The sequence below is a fragment of the Clostridium sp. AM25-23AC genome, assembly GCF_003435125.1.
GTDB lineage: Bacteria > Bacillota > Clostridia > Lachnospirales > Lachnospiraceae > Pilosibacter > Pilosibacter fragilis.
This window is the reverse complement of sequence record NZ_QWGI01000004.1, coordinates 134,909-153,513: the sequence shown is the minus strand read 5'-3', so window position 1 is coordinate 153,513 and position 18,605 is coordinate 134,909. Positions and strand designations below refer to the sequence as shown.

The window sequence follows — 18,605 nt, the reverse complement described above, 5'->3', positions numbered from 1 at the left end:
TATCTTGACGGAAACTGTAAAAGTACATATAATTCTGAATATAGGACAAGGAGATAGCTTGAGGAAGAGTTATCTCCTTTTTTTAAAATTTAGAGAGAAAAATACACAGACAGAGGTGCCTGTCAGGCAGCTGGGAGAAAAATAATGAGGATGTTCAGGATAAAAATGACGGCGGCGAGGACAAACCCACAGCAGATCCGTGAGGTGCGGATCGATTCGGAAAAAACGGTGGGAGAACTTCTGGAACTTGTCCGTATTGTATATGAATATGGGGATGTAAGAGGAAGTCTGTTAAATGAGGCGGGGGCCAGCCAGTCCCCGGAGACAAAGCTTAAGGACCGGATCCACGTCAGAGATCTCCTGACCGTAAATTATGCGGACAAATCGATCACACCGATTTATCTGGAAGTCCTTGAGGAGTTTGATGGATCCGGGGAGACAGCCCCGATTCTCGAAAGATACAGGATAATTCCAAGGCGGACAAGAAAGACGGCATTTGGTTATCCTGTGTTTGCGCCTGAAGAGGCGGAGCGCTTTCAAAAATATCTGAATAAGGAGATCAGTAAGGTATTCGCCCCGGAACTTGTGGTGCCGGACTTTGCCTGGGAAATTGCGACACCGTGGCAATCATTGCTGGATTCCGGTACGGCTGCGGATCTGAAAATATTAATAAAAGAAAACAAGCTTCCCGTCAATGTCTATCTGAGAAAAGCGGAGCTGGAAAAGGGGATCATAAAAGAAGCAGGAAAATCAGATTTCTGGGAAAATATCATGCAGACAATGGGAATCACTGAGTATTTTCAGGTCAAAGAGCTCTGCATTCAGGGCAGTAAATTTGTAAATGGAGACGCGGTGGATACAACATTCCCGGTTTTAAGCAGGAACCGTCTTGTTGATGAGAATTACTGGTATCGCACGATACTGGCAAAAGAATTCATGGAATTTTTTGAAAACTGGCTGGGGAGCGGAAAAGAAAGAGAATACATAAAGGACCATGCGGAGCAGACCTGCTTTTTGGCAGCATGCAGGCTTTACGGCTTTGCGGACCGGGAGCTGGTGACTGAATTTTATAAGATCATGTGTCCGGAGCAAAATGCGGCAGAGCGGGTAGGAACTTTCTGGAAACAGGCGATGCAGTGCGCACTCCAGTATAATATCAAAAAGATAGTGGGGATGGAAGTCTACTATGATTCGCAGAGTGTTTCCTCCAATTCTGTAAAGCTGTTATATCGGTCATTTCTTACGTCAGACCGGTTCCATTATGTTCCGACAAAGGCGGAGATCGAGGATATCGCAATTTCCGGCATCGGTTTTTCAGAAAAAGACAGGGAAGCGCTGATAGACATGATGGAGAGAAAATACCGCTGTGAGAGAACGAACGGAAGATTTATAGTTGGGGAACTTGAAAAAGCGATACATACAGGAATTCCGGTGGGAGAGCTTACCGGATATCTTCAGAAGGTATTATTATCGGGCAGAAGATCCTCATACCTTGGCGATATCATGGAGATTCTTGAACGTGCGCAGCGGACGGTGAGGAAAATACCACTGGGAGGATATACGGAGACGGAGATCAACCGTGCGGTGACAAAGAAAAAAGTAGTACGGGTCGAAAAGAAGATATATCCGAATGACCCGTGTCCGTGCGGTTCCGGAAAGAAATACAAGAATTGCTGTGGAAGAAGGTGAGAGGCGTGGGGACAAAGAATGAGATAGTTTACGATCTCAGACATTTTGAGAGAGATTTCAATGGGACAGAGCAGGTCAATGGTCTGGAGCTGGCTCTGGCGGAGCCTAAAAAAGATATCAGGATTAAGATGCTGGCAAACGAGCAGAGGGAGGCTGGGATTCCTTATGTGTCAGGGGATAAGATCTTTTCACTGAGGGCAGTCTGGAAGAATGATTCCAATACGCAGAGCGCGTTATGCAACGTGTACGTGGACGAAACACACGGGGAATGGATCTCGGCAAACTGCAGCTGCTCAGAATTTAATAGGAACAGATATTGCTGCCATCATGTCACCGCGCTTCTCTCCCAATATCTGATGGATCATTGGGGAACGGAAATTTTCCGGGGAACAAAAATCGAAAAGAAGCTGGCGGAGCAGGCCGGAGTACCGGATCCATTTGTTCCGGGAGTTCTGAGAAAAACGGATCAGGATCTTCTTGAAATGTTGAACATGCCCCAGGTCGGGAATATGGATCCGCTGGCGGAACTTGCGACAAACACGGAACTTCATATGGAATGCCATCTGGCGAAAGAAAAGGGTGGTGTCTCCCTGGAGCTGAAGATCGGAAGTAAGAGAAGGTATGTGGTAAAAAGCATGCTGGAATTGTTTAGATCCTGCGATGAGGGAAGAGTGTACCAGATCGGAAAGACAGACTGTCTTTCATCGCTTGACCAGTTTGACATGGATGGGCGGAGAGCGATGGAGCTTCTGCTGGGACAGTACCGTCATAAAAAGAGCACACCATATTTCTCAACTATGTTTCTGCGCACGAGTGGCAGTTACAATGAGAGATATGTTTATCTGGAAGGACGCGATCTTGACGCATGGATGGAAAATGTGGGAGAGATTCCATGCTATGTCGGAGATGATCAGGTAAGAATCAGACTTGATGGTGCGGGACCGGAGATTTCCATGGAGAGGCAGCCATATGGAATGCTTTTAAAGACGGAAAGCTTTTTTATCCTTGCTAAGACGGAAGACTGGATCTATTTTCAGACAGGAGACCGGGTCAGCCGTACCAGGAATCAGCAGGGTGGACGTCTGGGAGAAATTTTGGAGTTATTGTCTGGAAAGTCGGAATTTTATATCAGAAATAAAGAACTCCCCCTGTTTTTTGGGCAGGTGCTTCCGGCAATCGAGGATCAGACAGAGATCCAGACAACGGGATTTGCGCTGGATGAGTATCGTCCGGAGATCCCGAAAGTATCGATCTATCTTGATATCTCTCAGGATGAGATCATCTCCTGCCAGGTAAAATGCAGGTATGACAGAAGCGGGAAAGAATATCTTCTTTATGATGAGACAGACCGTTCCGTGAGAAACAACGGATTTGAGGAAGAGTTGCGGAGAGTGACCGGAAAATATTTCAATGCTTATGATGAGACCAACAAGTCAATGTGCCTCTCCGGCGGTCCGGAGGAGCTGTATCATTTTCTGACAGAGAGTGTGACGGAGTTAGGAAAATCCGGGGAAGTATTTATTTCGGACGCGCTTCAGAAACTGAAGGTGCGGAAGCTGCCATCGGTGGATATCGGAATCCGCATGGATACAGGTCTTCTTTATATGTCGATTCAGGCGCCGGATATGACAAAGGATGAGCTTGCGGAGATCCTGTCGTTATATTCAAATAAAAAGAAATTTTTCCGCCTGAAAAATGGCAGCTTTATGACAACAGATCCGGAAAAACAGAAGGAGTGGGCGGTTCTTGCTGAGACCTTTTTACAGTATGGAAAGAAAGATCCGGCGAGTATGGAGATTCCGGCGTTCCGGGCACTTTATCTGGACGAGATGCTGAAGAACCGGGATGGGATTATCCTTGAGGAGAATCGGAAGTACAAAGAGCTGCTCTTTAATATGGATACAGCAAAAGAGGCAAATGATGAGGTCCCGGAATCCTTGAGGGGAATCCTGCGCCCGTATCAGGCGGATGGATTCCGGTGGATGAAGACGTTAAAACGATGCGGCTTCTGCGGAATCCTTGCGGATGACATGGGACTTGGAAAGACTCTTCAGATGCTGACGTTCCTGCTATCTGAGAAAGAGGAAGGAAAGACAGGAGATGAACTGCGGACGTTGATCGTTACTCCGGCTTCTCTTGTATACAACTGGAAAAAAGAGATCGGCCAGTTTGTGCCGGAGCTTTCCTGCAAGGTGATTACAGGAAATGCGGCAGAGCGGCAGGAAATGATCCAGAATGAGGAAGATAGGGATATCTGGATCACATCCTATGACCTTCTGAAACGCGATATTGCATGCTACGAGAATATCCGGTTCGCAAATCAGGTGATCGATGAAGCGCAGTACATCAAAAACCATGGTACCCAGGCGGCAAAGAGTGTGCGTCTGATCCAGAGTGGATTCCGGATGGCGCTGACGGGAACTCCGATGGAAAACCGTCTCAGTGAGCTTTGGAGTATTTTCGATTTCCTGATGCCAGGCTTCCTTTATGGATACCAAGGCTTCCGGGAGAAATTTGAAGAAGCGATCATGAATGACAGAGATGAAGAAGTGAGTGCGAGATTGCGCAGCATGGTACATCCGTTTATTCTTCGCCGACTGAAAAAGGATGTGCTCACGGAGCTTCCGGACAAGATTGAAAAGACGGTAACGATTGAGCTTGAAGGAGAGCAGAGAAAGCTGTATGACGCATACGCAAAGCGGCTGAAACTGTATCTGGAAAAGCAGAGCAAAGAGGAATTTAAACAGAGCAAGCTGGAAGTATTGAAGGAACTCACAAGACTGCGCCAGCTTTGCTGCGGTCCGGAGTTATTTCTGGAAAACTATCACGGTGAAAACGCGAAGATGGATGCCTGTGTGGAACTTGTGAGACAGGCAGTCGACGGTGGACATAAGGTGCTTCTGTTCTCCCAGTTTACGAGTGTGTTGGATGAAATTGAAAAGGCGCTTGCGAAAGAGAAAATCGAGGATCACCGAATTGATGGAAGCGTGTCGAAGGAGCAGAGGATCCGGCTTGTGGATTCCTTTGAGACGGACGATGTTCCTGTGTTCTGTATTTCCTTGAAAGCTGGTGGTACAGGACTGAACCTGACGGCGGCAGATATCGTGATCCACTACGATCCATGGTGGAATGTTGCTGCGCAGAATCAGGCAACAGACCGTGCGCACCGGATCGGTCAGAGGAACACGGTGACGGTCTATGACCTGATCGCGGAGAACACGATCGAGGAGCAGATTAAAAAGCTTCAGGAGAGCAAGAGTGCTCTTGCGGAGGAGATCTTGTCTGGAGAAGGAATCCAGAGTATTGTACTGGATCGGGATGAGATTTTGAAGATGCTGTAAAAGTGTATTGCCGCTTCAGATAAGCTGGGGTAGTGCATTCAGAAGAAGTAAAGGTCACTTGGCCCCCTTTGATCGGTGGGAGTCATGTGACCTTTGTCTTATTCACGGAATTTTCTACGATAAACTTGATTGAGTAATGTGGTGAGAAAATTCCTTTTCGATATCTTTTTGGTAGACGGGATGAAGCGCGGATTCCACCAGAATAAAGTTTAAGATCCATTGGATCATGTAGCAGAAGCAGTTCCTCTGCGAAAAAAAGCAAATCCAAATATTACTTCGGAACCTAAATATATGGCAGAACCGGAGAAATATCAATGATAGTTCAGAAAGTGAAATAACGTGAGGATAGAAATAAAAAGATCCTGCCCCATAGTAAGACAGGATCTTCGGCGATACTCCTGCAGGAGTACAAAATTGTTTATATGATCAGTGATTGAGGGTTAATCCACCAGCTCATTCTGATGTCTCGACAAATGCTCATAGGGCAGGATCAACCGTCCGCGGTAGAGGCCGCAGCCATCGTTTACGAGGTCATTATTGATGGCGGAGAACATGTTTACGTCGAGGTCGGCGAGGTTTAAGGTTACGAGGCGGCGGCAGCGCTCGTAGGCTTCATCAAAGTAGACGCATTCGCCCACAGGGATCTCGTCGCGGCGGGCGCGCTCGCCCTCCTGGCGCTTCTCGTAGCTTAAGTGGTTGGCGACACCGATCTCCGCAATATCGTCCATGTGCTTGGTGCGGAGCTGGACTTCCATATAGCTGCGGGAGCTGTTGTCGTAGAAGGTGATGTGGAGTGACTGGTAGTCCTCAGAAGTATTTCCACAGATATAGTCGCGGTAGTAAGGCTTCACATCATCGTTTAATAACGGCGAGGTGCTTTTCTTCACACCGTAGGCCGGTTCCGCGGTAAATCCCCGCTCTTCGAGAAAGCCCGGAAGTTCGTTGGCGATCTGGTAGAGGTATCGGAGGTCAGCTTCTTCCTGAGATTCATCAGGTTTCAGGTAGCATTTCGGCAGAGAAGTCACGATCCGGTATGCGATCAGATCCCGAAAACAGCTGAGGCGCTGCTTGAGTTCGGAAATCGACGGGTAGGCCTTATTTTCCATATAGTAATCATAGATATATTCGACGATGTAGCCGTTGAACTTTGCCTCCGCGCGGATCAGGGATTTGATGCGCCCTTTGAAGTTAAAGGCCAAAAGCGGATATTCCTTTGCCATATGGATATAAAATTCCCGGATCTTCTGGGACTGGGCAGTAAGGAAATCATTGTGCTCGAGCAGCTCCCGGATCTGGAGCAGAAAGTTCGCATGCATCAGGTCGATCTCATTGCCGGTGCATTTTGCCTCTTTCTTCAGGTCCTGGCTGTAGTTTTTTAAAATTTTGAACATGGTATCGCCGGAATAAAGATAATCATTTAATGTAACCATGGCTGTCACTCCTCTGTCGTAGATAATTATATTTTATCAAAATCAGCGGCATTATCAAGAAAAATGTAACGATGTTTTCCGATGGTCGAGACATGGATCGGCAAAACAGAAATGGAAAAAGAGCTTGCCGCACGAGTTAGTTTGTGCTAACATATCACACAGACAACTGTGCTGCAGCATGTACTTGTGAATGGAAAGGAAAAGGTAACCGTGAAGGTACTGAATGGTTACAGGAAAATAATAAAATGGAGATCAAACAACTGGAATATTTTGCGGCGGCGGTGGAGTATGGGAGCCTGAACCGCGCGGCAGAGAAATTATATACAACACAGCCGAATGTGAGCCGCGTGTTAAACAGTCTGGAAAAAGAGCTGCATGTGACGCTTCTGGAGAGAAGCAACAAGGGAATCAAGATGACACCACAGGGGGAAGAACTCTATGGTCATGCGATGAGCATCTTAAAACACTCCAATGTCATCCGTTCGATGTCGGAGCGGCCGAACGGGAGAAGATTTTCGGTGTCCGGTTACAGGAGTGGCCTGCTCACAAAACTGATGGTGCAGCTGTATCAGGGCGGTAGAGAGCAGATAAAATATGAATACCGGGAAGGAACTGTGGAGGAGATCACAGATAACGTGGCGGCAAGGATCTCAGAGATCGGGATCGTCTATTTCGCGGAAGCACAGATGCCGTGTTTTCAGCATATCATGTGGCATAAAAAACTGGAATTCTATAAGCTGGCGCTTAGGGGGATTTGTGTCTATGTTGGGGAAAATCATCCGCTATATGAACGGGAATCTATTCGCTTTCCTGAACTGAAGGGGATGAAATTTGTGACGGAGACGGAAGATTTCTTTGCCATGGAACATCATATCGAGAGGATCAGCGTCGGTGCGTTCATCTCGGAACAGCATATGAATGACAGGTTTTATACAAACAGCGATTACATGATCAATAACCTGCTTTTGCATTCTGACGTGTGCTGCCTGGGGATCGATATTGTCCCGGCAGGTTACCGGAAATACGGAATCAAAGCACTTAAAATCGAGGACTGTGAGCCATTCCTGGCATTCGGGTTTGTGGCGGCGGAGAATGCCTCGCTGTCTGCGGAGGCAGAGCAGTATCTGGGGAAATTGAAGACATATTTACAGTGATGATGTTAGTCAGTAACGGTTCAGCAGGCCTGCGTATTTGAACTCTAAAATCCTGTTGACGGAACCGATCTGGAATGGATATCCGCAAGGATGCGCAGTGATTCTGTGAAGAATAAATCAGTTTACGCTGACCAGAATCACGCGCCAGACCTCATGGACGTTCGACTTGAAATGAAAAGCGTATAGCAGATGGTATTTATATGAGTGATATCATATAAAAAATCCTCATTGCTATACGCTTTTGTTATAACTGATCCCCCATGAAATGGCATTGGTAAGTTTGAACTAACCATGGTATAGTAATTCCTGCGAAAAACAGACACAAGCGGGGATTGCAAAAATGTAAAGATCCCCCACACATACTCAAGAGGAGGACAACATGAAAAAAAGAGTACTTAGCCTGTGCCTGGCAGGTCTTATGGCGGCATCTTTGACAGGATGCGGCGGAGCAGGAAACGCAGCAGAGACAACGGCAGCAGCAGGAGCAGAGAACAGTGCCGCAGCATCGGAAGCCGGTGCTTCTGAAGGAAAAGAAGAACTTGTATTTGTAAACTATCGCGATATCCGCGATTTAAATCCACATCTCTACGCAGGAGAAATGTATGCCCAGGAGATGCTTTATGAGACACTTGTAAACATTACGGCAGATGGATATGAGGGATGCCTGGCGGAATCCTGGGACATCAGTGATGACGGAAAGACCTATACATTCCACATTCGTGACGGCGTGAAATTCTCCGACGGGGAAGTTTGCGACGCAAACGCGATCAAGGCAAACTTTGACGCGATCATTGAGAACAAGGACCGTCATACATGGCTGGAGATGATGAATCTTCTCGTGGGCGTATCGGCACCGGATGATAAGACCTTCGTGATCGAACTCTCCGAGCCTTACTACCCGCTTTTAACAGAGCTTGGTGTTACGAGACCGTTTGCCATGATCTCTCCGAAGGCGATGAAGGATGGAAGCACAAAGGACGGAGTCAACGCGTATATCGGAACAGGTCCGTATGTCCTGACTGATTTTGTGACAGACGAATATGCCGTTTTTGAGGCAAATGAAAATTACTGGGGTGAACAGCCGAAGATCAAAAAGATCACAGTTAAGGTGATCCCGGATAACCAGACGAGAATCCTTGCGCTGGAGAAAGGCGAGATCGACATGATTTTCGGTAAAAACATGATCGACGCGGACGCTATCAACCAGTACACAGGAAACGATAAATTTACAGTATCCCTTTCTGACCCGACATCTACCCGTCAGATCGTATTAAACACGACAAGAGATGTCCTTGCGGATAAGGAAGTCCGCCAGGCGCTTCAGCACGCGACCAACAAGCAGGCAATTTCCGACGGCATCTTCTATGGACTTGAGCAGCCGGCAGACACTCTGTTTGCGAAGACAGTTCCGTACTGCGATATCGACCTTGAGCCGTACGCATACGATGTGGAGCTTGCCCAGAGTATGTTAGACGAAGCCGGATGGGTCGTTGGAGCGGACAAGATCCGTGAAAGAGACGGTCAGAAGTTAAACATCGATCTTCTTTACAACAGTGACAGCGTAACAGAGAAAGCGATCGCTGAGTATCTGCAGAGTGAATACCAGAAGATCGGAATTTCCTTAAATATCCACGGAGAGGAAGAACAGTCCTATCGCGACAATATGAAAGCCGGTAACTTCGACATGGTATTCAATATCTGCTGGGGTACGCCGTATGATCCACAGTCTTCCCTGGCAGCGATGCGCGCACCGGTTTACGGTGACTATGCAGCGCAGCTCGGACTTGAAGATAAGGCGGATATCGACCAGGCGATCACGGATATTCTTGTATCCACCGATGAGACAAAACGCCAGGAACTCTACACATTTGTCCTGACAAGACTCCATGAGGACGCGGTATACATTCCGCTCACATATGAGTGCAATAAGGCGATCTACCGTTCGGATCTTCAGGGCTTCCATTTCACACAGACCCAGTACGAAGTTCCGTTTGCGGATTTCTATTTTGAGTAAAAATTCAAGTCGAACGTCCGTGAGACTTGGCGCGTGATTCCGGTCAGCGCAAGCTGACATATTCTTTACAGAATCACTGCGCATCCTCGCGGAGCGTTTATCTCAGTCGGAGACTGAGATAAAGCCCGATCTGACAGGCCGTCCATCCGGGCGGCTTGTTGTTGTGCGTATGTACGGAAAGGAGAATTTCATGAAACAGTACGTCATTAAGCGGATCCTGTCAGCGATCCCTCTTCTGATCGTGATTTCATTTGTTTGCTTTGTATTTATTAACCTGATCCCGTCGGATCCGGCGGAGGTAGCGCTGCGTGTCCGCCAGGTGCCCATCATAACAGAAGAGGCCATCGCGGAAGTCCGTGCAGAGCTGGGACTTGATAAGCCATATCTTGTGCGGTACTTTTCCTGGCTTGCGGATTGCCTGAGGGGAGATTTTGGGATCAGTTATGTAAATCCGAAAAGAACTGTGGCGGGTGAACTGGCAAGATGTATGCCTGCGACACTCCAGTTGGCGGGCGTTTCTTTCGTGATGGTGATCCTTTTAAGTCTGCCGATCGGCTTTCTTTGCGCTGTCTATAAAGATGGATGGTTCGATAAGATCATGAGAGCCATCGTCTTTATGACAACGGCGATGCCGGCATACTGGGTGGGACTACTTCTCATGTGGCTTGTATCCATCAGGCTGGATCTTCTTCCGACAAGCGGAAACGGAACATGGAAACATCTGATCCTCCCGGCATTCACGGTGTCACTCAGCTATATTTCTACCTATATCCGTCTGATCCGCAACAACATGCTGGAAAATATGAAGCAGGATTATGTCCTTTACGCGAATGTCAGGGGGCTGCCCCAGAAGCTGATCCTTGTAAAACATATCCTGAAAAACTCCATGCACACCTGTATCGTTGCAGTCGGAATGAGCATTCCGCAGCTGATCTCAGGAACGATCGTGGTGGAAAATGTGTTTGCATGGCCTGGACTCGGGACGCTCTGCATCAGTTCTATTTTTAACCGGGATTATCCGGTGATCCAGACATACGTGCTTCTGATCGGAGTCCTGTTTGTCGTTTTCAATCTGTTATTCGATATTTTACAGACGGTATCAGACCCGCGTATGAGAAGGGAGGAACATTAATGCTTCAGCGCTTTTTACATAACAGGACTGCAATGTTCACTGTGGTGATCGTTCTCCTCACAGCGCTCGTGGGGATCTTCGCCCCGTTTATTGCGCCGAACGATCCGTATGAAACGGACATCCTCAACAAATTTGCCGGATTTTCGGCTGAATATCCGCTTGGAACGGACAATCTTGGCCGCTGTATTCTTTCGAGAATGATCTATGGGATCCGCCCGACACTGGGGCTGGCAGTCCTGACGATGCTTGGAACCATCGGTCTTGGAGCTCTTATGGGACTTTTGGCGGGATATTTCCGCGGAATCCCGGAGGAGATCATCATGCGGACGGTCGACGTTATGCTCTCCTTCCCAAGTCAGATTATGGTATTTGCGGTGGTTGCGCTTCTCGGCATCAATGTCCAGAACGTGATCCTGGCGAATGTGTTCATCAAGTGGGCTTGGTATGCACGAATGATCCGGACCGGAGTCATGCAGCACAGAGACCGCAATTTCGTCCAGTTTTCCAGATGCGTGGGAACTCCGGAGAGATTTATCCTGTTCCGCCATCTGGTGCCGTCCATCGCGGCGGACCTCGCGGTTCTCGCGTCACTCGATGTGGGCTGGGCGATCATCAATATCTCCACGCTTTCATTCCTGGGACTCGGTGTTCAGGCACCGACACCGGAGTGGGGAGCGATGTTAAATGAGGCAAAAAATGTCCTCACAAGCAACCCCACCCAGATGATCGTGCCGGGTGTCGCGATCGTGATCCTGGTATCTGCCTTCAACTTGATGGGAGACGCGCTGAGGGATGTTCTTGATCCGAAGGAGGTGAATGTATGAGCACAGTGATACGGGCGGAAGACTTGTGCGTAACGTTAAAAATTCCGCGCAGACCGGAAAAAGAGCTTGTCCGCCATGTAAACTTTGAGGTTCAGCGAGGGGAATGCCTTGGAATCCTGGGAGAATCGGGAAGCGGAAAAAGCATGAGCATCAAGGCGATGCTGGGACTTCTCGATAAGAATTTCTCCGTCTCCGGTCATGCCTGGTTTGGGGAAAAGGATCTCTTAAAGGAAAGTGGGGAGTCCATGAGAAAGATCCGTGGGAGTGAGATCGCTGTCGTCCTACAGAACCCGATGACGTGTTTTGACCCACTCTACCGAATCGGAAGCCAGATCGGGGAGACATTTGCGACACACACGGACTGGAATGCGAACGAGATCCGAGAGAAGTCACTGGAGACACTGGAACGCATGCGGATCCGCAATCCGGAGGAGACGCTTCAGAAATACCCGCATCAGCTCTCCGGCGGCATGCTGCAGAGGATCATGATCGGGATCGCGATGGCATTAAAACCGGCACTTCTGATCGCGGATGAACCGACAACGGCCATCGATTCGATCACCCAGTATGAGATCCTGGAAGAATTTGTCCGGATCAAGAAAGAGCATGATACGGCAATGATCTTTATCACCCACGATCTCGGTGCGATCTCTAAGGTTGCGGACGACCTTGTGGTCATGAACAGCGGAACGATCGCGGACCGGGGAAGCTTTTCCCATATCCTGCATCATGCGTCAGATCCATATACGAGACTTCTGGTGGAAAAACGGTCGGCGGTCATGAAAAAATACAGGGAAAGCATTGGGCATGAGAATGGAGGTGCGGCATGATCCGGATGAGAGATATCTGCGTCAGCTTTCGCAGTGAGCGGCAGGAAAAGATCTTTGGTGTCAGCAGGACACAGGTACTGTTTAATGTGTCACTCTCGATCCCCAAAGGAAGCTGCCTTGGAATCTTAGGTGAATCCGGAAGTGGAAAATCGACGCTTGGACGGGTGATCTGCGGTCTGTTAAAGCCGGACAGCGGGGAATACCTGCTGGAAGGGAAAAATGTGTATGCGTCACGAGATGGAAAGAAGAATCTTCAGAACATGCTCAGCGTTGTATTCCAGGATTATACGACATCTGCAAATCCGCGGTTCAGGATCCGGGATATTCTGGCGGAAGGAATCCGGGTGAAGGAACGGAAGAACGGAAAAAAAACGGACCGGAGCGCGGAATACTGCAGACTTTTGGAGTTAGTCGGCCTGGATGAGACGTTTCTCGACCGTTTTCCGCATGAGCTTTCGGGTGGACAGCTTCAGCGTGTCTGCATCGCCCGTGCCGTGGCGTGTGAGCCGGAGTTTATCCTGTTTGATGAGGCGATCTCTTCCCTCGACGCGCACACGCAGGTGCAGGTGATGGATCTCTTAAAGGAGCTGAAGGAGAAGCTGGGGCTGACGTATGTGTTTATCACCCACGACCTTACATCAGTCACATATCTCTGCGACGAAGTCATGTTCTTATATAAAGGACGGATCACGGAACATATCCCGGTATCCCGGATCGCGCAGACTACGGATGTGTATGCGCGAAAGCTGCTGGATTCCATTATTGAGTTTGATGAAGAGTACGATGATGAAATGGACGTAAAAGAAAGTGAAGAAAGTGCATAGTAGCTGTGAGTGCATTGAACAGTTACAGTGCACGACAGAAAATATGCTCAGGAGGTGGCAGAAATATGCTGGAGATCGGAATGATCTGTGCAGAAGCAGGAGAAAAGAAGACTGGGTGGCTGGAAATAGAAGGCGGCGGACAGAAACTTCCGCTAACACTTATCTGCGGGGCAAAGGAAGGACCTACGATGATGATATCAGCGGGAGTCCATGGAGCGGAATATATCGGCGTGCAGGCGCTTTCCGAGCTTTCCAGAGAGCTTGATCCCAAGGATACTGCGGGGAATGTGATCTGCCTTCATGTGGCAAATCCTTCAGCATTCCGGGATTATGTGCGCTTTTTCGTGCCTGAAGATGGAAAAAATCTGAACCGGGTATTTCCGGGGAAAAAGGATGGAACATTGTCGGAGCGGATCGCGTGGACGATCACGGAAAAACTCCAGTCAAAGGCGGACTACTATATCGATCTTCATGCGGGGGATACCAGTGAAGAGGTTATGCCGTTTGTCTATTATAATGTGGCAGCAGGAGAAAAGATCGCCAGGGTGTCTGCGAACATGGCAATGGCAGCGGATATGGAAGTGCGTGCCAGCTCCACAGCGACCACCGGCGCGTATAGCAGCGCTTGCCAAAGAGGTCTTCCTGCGATCCTCATGGAGCGCGGAGGCGGCGGAAAATTTACGGACAGCGAAGTTCAGGCATATAAGCGGGATGTGAAGAATATTATGATCCGCATGGGACTTCTTTCCGGTGAAGAGGTTCATACAGTGCAGCAGAAAAATGTGACCAGAGCAGAGTATCTGGAGGCAGAGACAGATGGATTGTGGTATCCGGTATTTTCCGCAGGAGATACGTTCGCGGGAGGTGCGGTTCTGGGAACGGTGAGAGATATCTGGGGAAACCTTTTACGGGAGTATCGGGCAGACTATCCGGGAATCGTTCTGTACCAGACGGTAGGTCTTGGCGTGAAGACAGGGGATCCGCTGATCGCTTATGGGGAATATGTGGATAGATAAATAACAGATGTGAAATAAAAATGTCAATAAAAAGCCATTTTATGGGAAAGTCCTGGAATTCAGGAGATATCCATAAAATGGCTTTTTATGCTGCCATGCATACAAAAGAAGCTGCCGGCGGCAGGTTTCGCAGGCGCGCACTGGAGCAAACAGGATATTAAATCTTAAAGCATTTCTGCAGATCGCGATACTGTCCGAGAACCAGAATCGTATCGCCTTCTTCAAAGCTGGTTTCCGGCTTGACGGAGAAATCCAGGGTGCCGTTTCGACGGACGGCAATGATGTTGATGCCGTATTTTTTCCGGATATCGATCTCACCTACGCTCATGCCAACCCATCGTTCCGGAAGATCAACCTCATAGATATCGTAGTCGCCTTCCAGATTGACGAAATCAAGAATGTGGTCGGAGCTGAAGCGGATCGCTGTCCATTTCGCAAGCTGCTGTTCCGGGTAGACGACCTGATCGGCACCGTTTCGCAGAAGAAATTTCTGGTGAACGTCACTGGAAGCGCGGGAGACAACGAGCTTTGCTCCGAGCTCCTTTAAGAGAGAGGTCGTTTCAAGGGAACTCTGGAAATTATCGCCGATCGCGACGATGCAGGCATCAAAATTGCGGATTCCCAGAGAGGAAAGGAAGGACTCATTTGTACTGTCACCGATCTGCGCTTCCGTCACATAGGGAAGGACTGCGTTGACACGTTCTTCCGTACTGTCAATGGCCATAACCTGGTGTCCGAGGTTGTGAAGATGCATGGCAACATGTTTTCCAAAACGGCCGAGACCGATCAAAAGAATTGATTTCATAATTTTCTCCTTAAATATATGATCTATTATCCGACGGAAATTTTTTCCTGCGGGAATTTTCCGCACCGGATCCTGTAACCGGACATGGTCGCGTAGATGATCGTGAGCCCGCCAACACGGCCGATGAACATAAATGTGATCAGGATCAGCTTCGATGGAACGGAAAGTGTCGGGGTGATCCCGAAGCTCAAGCCTACCGTAGCAAGCGCAGAAATCGCCTCAAACAGACACGGTATAAGAGGCAGGCTTTCCAGAATGCTGAGCGTCATGGCACACAGGATACCGAGGCTTGTATACATGAAAAGGATCGCGATCGCTGTGGCGACAATATCGGGGATAATGCGCCGTTTAAACATTTCCGGGCTGTCCTTTCTGGCAAAGACAGCAGTCGCACAGGAGATCAGAACGGCCAGAGTGGTCGTCTTGATTCCGCCGGCGGTGGATCCCGGGCTTCCTCCGACCAGCATGAGAAGAATCATAAGAAACTGGCCGGATTCCCGCATGGAGGAAAGATCCGCTGTATTAAAACCGGCAGTTCGCGTTGTCACCGACTGGAATAAGGATACAAGGATCCGTTTTCCGGCCGGGATATCCTGAAATTCCAGAAAAAAGAAGAGGATAGCCGGGATAAAGATCAGTGCCAGCGAGTAGGAGAGGATGACCTTACTCTGCATCCGGTATCGGGAAATATGGTGGCGGTTTCTGTAAATATCATCCCAGGTCAGGAAACCGATTCCGCCGATCACGATAAGCAGGATGATCACGAGATTGATCAGCGGGTCATATGCGTAGGATGTCAGGGAGGAATATGCTCCCCGGACACCAAGCAGATCGATTCCGGCATTGCAGAATGCGGATACGGAGTGGAATAAAGACATCCAGAGTCCCCGGAAAAGACCAAAATCGCGGCAGAATACAGGTGCCATCAGGAGAGCGCCGATCAGTTCGATACCGAGAGTGACTCTTACAATAAAACCGGTCAGGCGGACAACTCCTCTGAGCTGAGGGGCAGCGACCGATTCTGCCATGATACTCCGCTGGGAAAGACCGATCTTCTTTCCGGAGAGGATCGTAAAGGAAGCGGAGATCGTCACAACGCCGAGACCGCCGGTCTGGATCAGAAGCAGAATTACGGCATGTCCAAAGGAAGACCAGTAGGTTCCGGTGTCACAGACCACAAGACCGGTCACGCAGACGGAGGTGACGGAGGTAAACAGGGCGTTTACAAATGGAGTCCAGCTTCCGTCCGCGGAGGATACCGGCAGCATCAGGATGCCGGCGCCGAGCAAGATCACGAAGGCAAAGCCTAAAACAATGATCTGAAATGAATTTAACCGCCTGAAAGCGGAAAGAATACGAAACATAATCTGAATCCTTTCATAAAGCATTTGTTCCATTATAAACGTTTATGGATGTAAAGAAAAGCGAAATTTATGGATTTTAAAGTCCTGAAAATTCCTGATTCGCACAGGAAATTATAAAGAGCGGCTGGATCCGTTCTGGTCTGCGAAAAGTGTGAGAGGTGGACGTGTGGAAATTATTTCCAGGTGGTCTGTTTAAAAATGTTGTAATTACAACATACGAAAGCTGATTTCGCGGATATAATGTGTACATGGTTCGGCGGTGCCGGACAGGGAAACATGATGACTTATCGGTTATGGCTGCCGCAGGGACGGCAGGCGTGTCAGGATAATTTGAGATCGGCAAAACTGCGAAGACAGTGTTGGCTGCTTGTATGGGCTGCCTGGAGTCACGCGGGAAGAGTCGGGGAAATATATGGAGGTATATGAAATGGATCAAAAAATGTTCTGTTATCAGTGTGAGCAGACCGCAGGCTGCGCGGGATGTACCGGGAGCACGGGTGTCTGCGGAAAGACGGCGGAGACAGCAAGGCTGCAGGACCAGCTTGTAGGTGCGATGATCGGGCTTGCGAGAGCGGCAGAAGGCGTGGAATGTCCGGGAGATCGAGTGTACCGCACGGTGATCGAGGGGCTTTTTACGACACTTACGAATGTAAGCTTTGATGATGACGCGATCCGGGCGCAGATTGAGAAGACGCACAGGGAGAAGGAGCGGCTGCTCGCAGCGCCGGTGAAGAAAAGTGCAGGACCGCGCGAAAAGGCAGCGGGAGAGTCAGGTGCGGCAGCAAGTGTGCAAGATACGGATGATTATAATCTCGGTCTGCTGTGGGACATGGACCCTGATATCCGCTCCCTGAAATCCCTGATCCTGTTCGGATTAAAGGGTATGGCGGCGTACGCGTACCATGCGCTGATGCTGGGGGCATCTGATGAGACGGTAAACCAGTTCTTCTTAACGGGGCTCCGGGAGATCGCAAAAGACGGTACCGTCGAAAGCCTGCTCCCGACGGTCCTGAAGGTCGGCGAGGTGAACCTCACCTGCATGGCGATGCTGGACGCAGCAAACACGGGAACTTACGGGACTCCGATCCCGGTCAGCGTACCGCTTGTAGTAGAAAGAGGACCGTTTATCGTTGTGACGGGACATGACCTCAAGGACCTGGAGCTTCTCTTAAAGCAGACAGAGGGAAAAGGCGTTAACATCTACACCCACGGCGAGATGTTGCCGGCCCACGCTTACCCGGAGCTCAGAAAGTATCCGCAGTTAAAGGGCAATTTCGGAACTGCATGGCAGAATCAGCAGAAGGAATTTGCGGATATCCCGGCTCCGATCCTCTTTACCACAAACTGTCTGATGCCGCCGAAGAAATCCTACGCGGACCGCGTGTTCACGACGGAGGTCGTAGCATATCCGGGAATGGTTCATATTGATGATGAGAAAGACTTTACCCCGGTGATCGAGAAGGCGCTGGAACTCGGCGGATATCAGGAAGACCGCCAGTTTACGGGAATCAACGGCGGAACTCAGGTCATGACAGGATTCGGACATGGAACGATCCTTTCCATGGCTGATCAGGTCATCGACGCGGTAAAATCCGGCGCGATCAGACATTTCTTCCTCGTTGCGGGCTGCGATGGCGCGAAGCCGGGAAGAAACTACTATACGGATTTTGTAAAGCAGACTCCGGCGGACAGCCTTGTCCTGACGTTAGCATGCGGAAAGTTCCGCTTTAACGATCTGGACCTTGGAAATATCGGCGGTCTCCCGCGGATCATGGACATGGGCCAGTGCAACGATGCCTATGGTGCCATCAAGGTGGCTATGGCGCTGGCGGAGGCGTTTGGGTGCGGGGTGAACGAGCTTCCGCTGTCCTTCGTGCTCTCCTGGTATGAGCAGAAGGCAGTGTGTATTCTCCTGACACTCCTGCATCTTGGGATCAGGAATATCCGCCTCGGCCCGTCCTTACCGGCGTTCCTCTCCCCGAATATCCTGAATTTCCTTGTGGAAAATTATGGAATCGGGCCGGTGACAACGCCGGAGGAGGATTTGAAGGCGTTATTGGGATAAGATAAAAAGCCCCCGGATAGGGAATGTGCCATCGGTCAGTTGACCAGCTGCGGTAGTTCCTTATCCGGGGACTTTACTTATGTACTTAAATTACAGTGATCCGCATGATCTGCGGTC

General features: G+C 49.3%; 13 protein-coding genes. 10 read left to right on the top strand and 3 right to left on the bottom strand.

All coding sequences use genetic code 11. The features are described 5' to 3' along the window. Window positions 1-150: 150 nt before the first annotated feature. Window positions 151-1,689: an SEC-C domain-containing protein gene (locus DW677_RS18650; RefSeq protein WP_242992103.1), complete on the top strand. Its 1,539-nt coding sequence runs from the start codon at window positions 151-153 to the stop codon at window positions 1,687-1,689. Between the two features lie 5 nt (window positions 1,690-1,694). Next, on the top strand, window positions 1,695-5,030 hold the full coding sequence (locus DW677_RS04145; protein WP_147324924.1) for an SNF2-related protein: 3,336 nt from the start codon (window positions 1,695-1,697) through the stop codon (window positions 5,028-5,030). A gap of 440 nt (window positions 5,031-5,470) precedes the next feature. On the opposite strand, the gene DW677_RS04140 is transcribed toward DW677_RS04145, so the two are convergent. After that, window positions 5,471-6,460 (bottom strand): guanosine polyphosphate pyrophosphohydrolase/synthetase, encoded by a 990-nt coding sequence (locus tag DW677_RS04140; protein WP_021904008.1) that lies wholly within the window; start codon window positions 6,458-6,460, stop codon window positions 5,471-5,473. A gap of 245 nt (window positions 6,461-6,705) precedes the next feature. Here DW677_RS04140 and DW677_RS04135 point away from each other — a divergent pair, with 245 nt between their 5' ends. From DW677_RS04135 to DW677_RS04105, 7 genes are all read left to right on the top strand, one after another. Next, the gene (locus tag DW677_RS04135) at window positions 6,706-7,614 is read left to right on the top strand and encodes a LysR family transcriptional regulator (protein WP_117566527.1); all 909 of its coding nucleotides are present in this window, start codon (window positions 6,706-6,708) and stop codon (window positions 7,612-7,614) included. A 379-nt stretch (window positions 7,615-7,993) separates the two neighbouring features. Next, window positions 7,994-9,628: a nickel ABC transporter substrate-binding protein gene (nikA, locus tag DW677_RS04130; RefSeq protein ID WP_117566526.1), complete on the top strand. Its 1,635-nt coding sequence runs from the start codon at window positions 7,994-7,996 to the stop codon at window positions 9,626-9,628. 190 nt (window positions 9,629-9,818) lie between these two features. Further along, complete coding sequence (opp1B, locus tag DW677_RS04125; RefSeq protein ID WP_015552835.1) at window positions 9,819-10,760, top strand: nickel/cobalt ABC transporter permease; 942 nt, start codon at window positions 9,819-9,821, stop codon at window positions 10,758-10,760. Next, the gene (gene opp1C, locus DW677_RS04120) at window positions 10,760-11,584 is read left to right on the top strand and encodes a nickel/cobalt ABC transporter permease (RefSeq protein WP_117504417.1); all 825 of its coding nucleotides are present in this window, start codon (window positions 10,760-10,762) and stop codon (window positions 11,582-11,584) included. Before opp1B ends, opp1C begins: the two co-directional genes overlap by 1 nt. Then, the gene (locus DW677_RS04115; RefSeq protein ID WP_117471010.1) at window positions 11,581-12,414 is read left to right on the top strand and encodes an ABC transporter ATP-binding protein; all 834 of its coding nucleotides are present in this window, start codon (window positions 11,581-11,583) and stop codon (window positions 12,412-12,414) included. The genes opp1C and DW677_RS04115 overlap by 4 nt, the downstream gene beginning before the upstream one ends. Then, window positions 12,411-13,238: a dipeptide/oligopeptide/nickel ABC transporter ATP-binding protein gene (locus tag DW677_RS04110; protein WP_117471009.1), complete on the top strand. Its 828-nt coding sequence runs from the start codon at window positions 12,411-12,413 to the stop codon at window positions 13,236-13,238. Before DW677_RS04115 ends, DW677_RS04110 begins: the two co-directional genes overlap by 4 nt. Before the next feature lie 65 nt (window positions 13,239-13,303). After that, window positions 13,304-14,254: a M14 family metallopeptidase gene (locus DW677_RS04105; protein ID WP_117471008.1), complete on the top strand. Its 951-nt coding sequence runs from the start codon at window positions 13,304-13,306 to the stop codon at window positions 14,252-14,254. A 157-nt stretch (window positions 14,255-14,411) separates the two neighbouring features. Here DW677_RS04105 and DW677_RS04100 read toward each other — a convergent pair whose 3' ends face one another. Then, window positions 14,412-15,059, bottom strand: a complete 648-nt coding sequence (locus tag DW677_RS04100; protein WP_117471007.1) for a TrkA family potassium uptake protein — start codon at window positions 15,057-15,059, stop codon at window positions 14,412-14,414. A 26-nt stretch (window positions 15,060-15,085) separates the two neighbouring features. Further along, the gene (locus DW677_RS04095) at window positions 15,086-16,423 is read right to left on the bottom strand and encodes a potassium transporter TrkG (RefSeq protein ID WP_117471006.1); all 1,338 of its coding nucleotides are present in this window, start codon (window positions 16,421-16,423) and stop codon (window positions 15,086-15,088) included. Between the two features lie 427 nt (window positions 16,424-16,850). On the opposite strand from DW677_RS04095, the gene hcp reads away from it, so the two are divergent. Next, window positions 16,851-18,488 carry a hydroxylamine reductase gene (gene hcp, locus DW677_RS04090; protein ID WP_117471005.1) on the top strand — a complete coding sequence of 546 codons (1,638 nt, stop codon included), beginning with the start codon at window positions 16,851-16,853 and terminating at the stop codon, window positions 18,486-18,488. Window positions 18,489-18,605 lie beyond the last annotated feature (117 nt).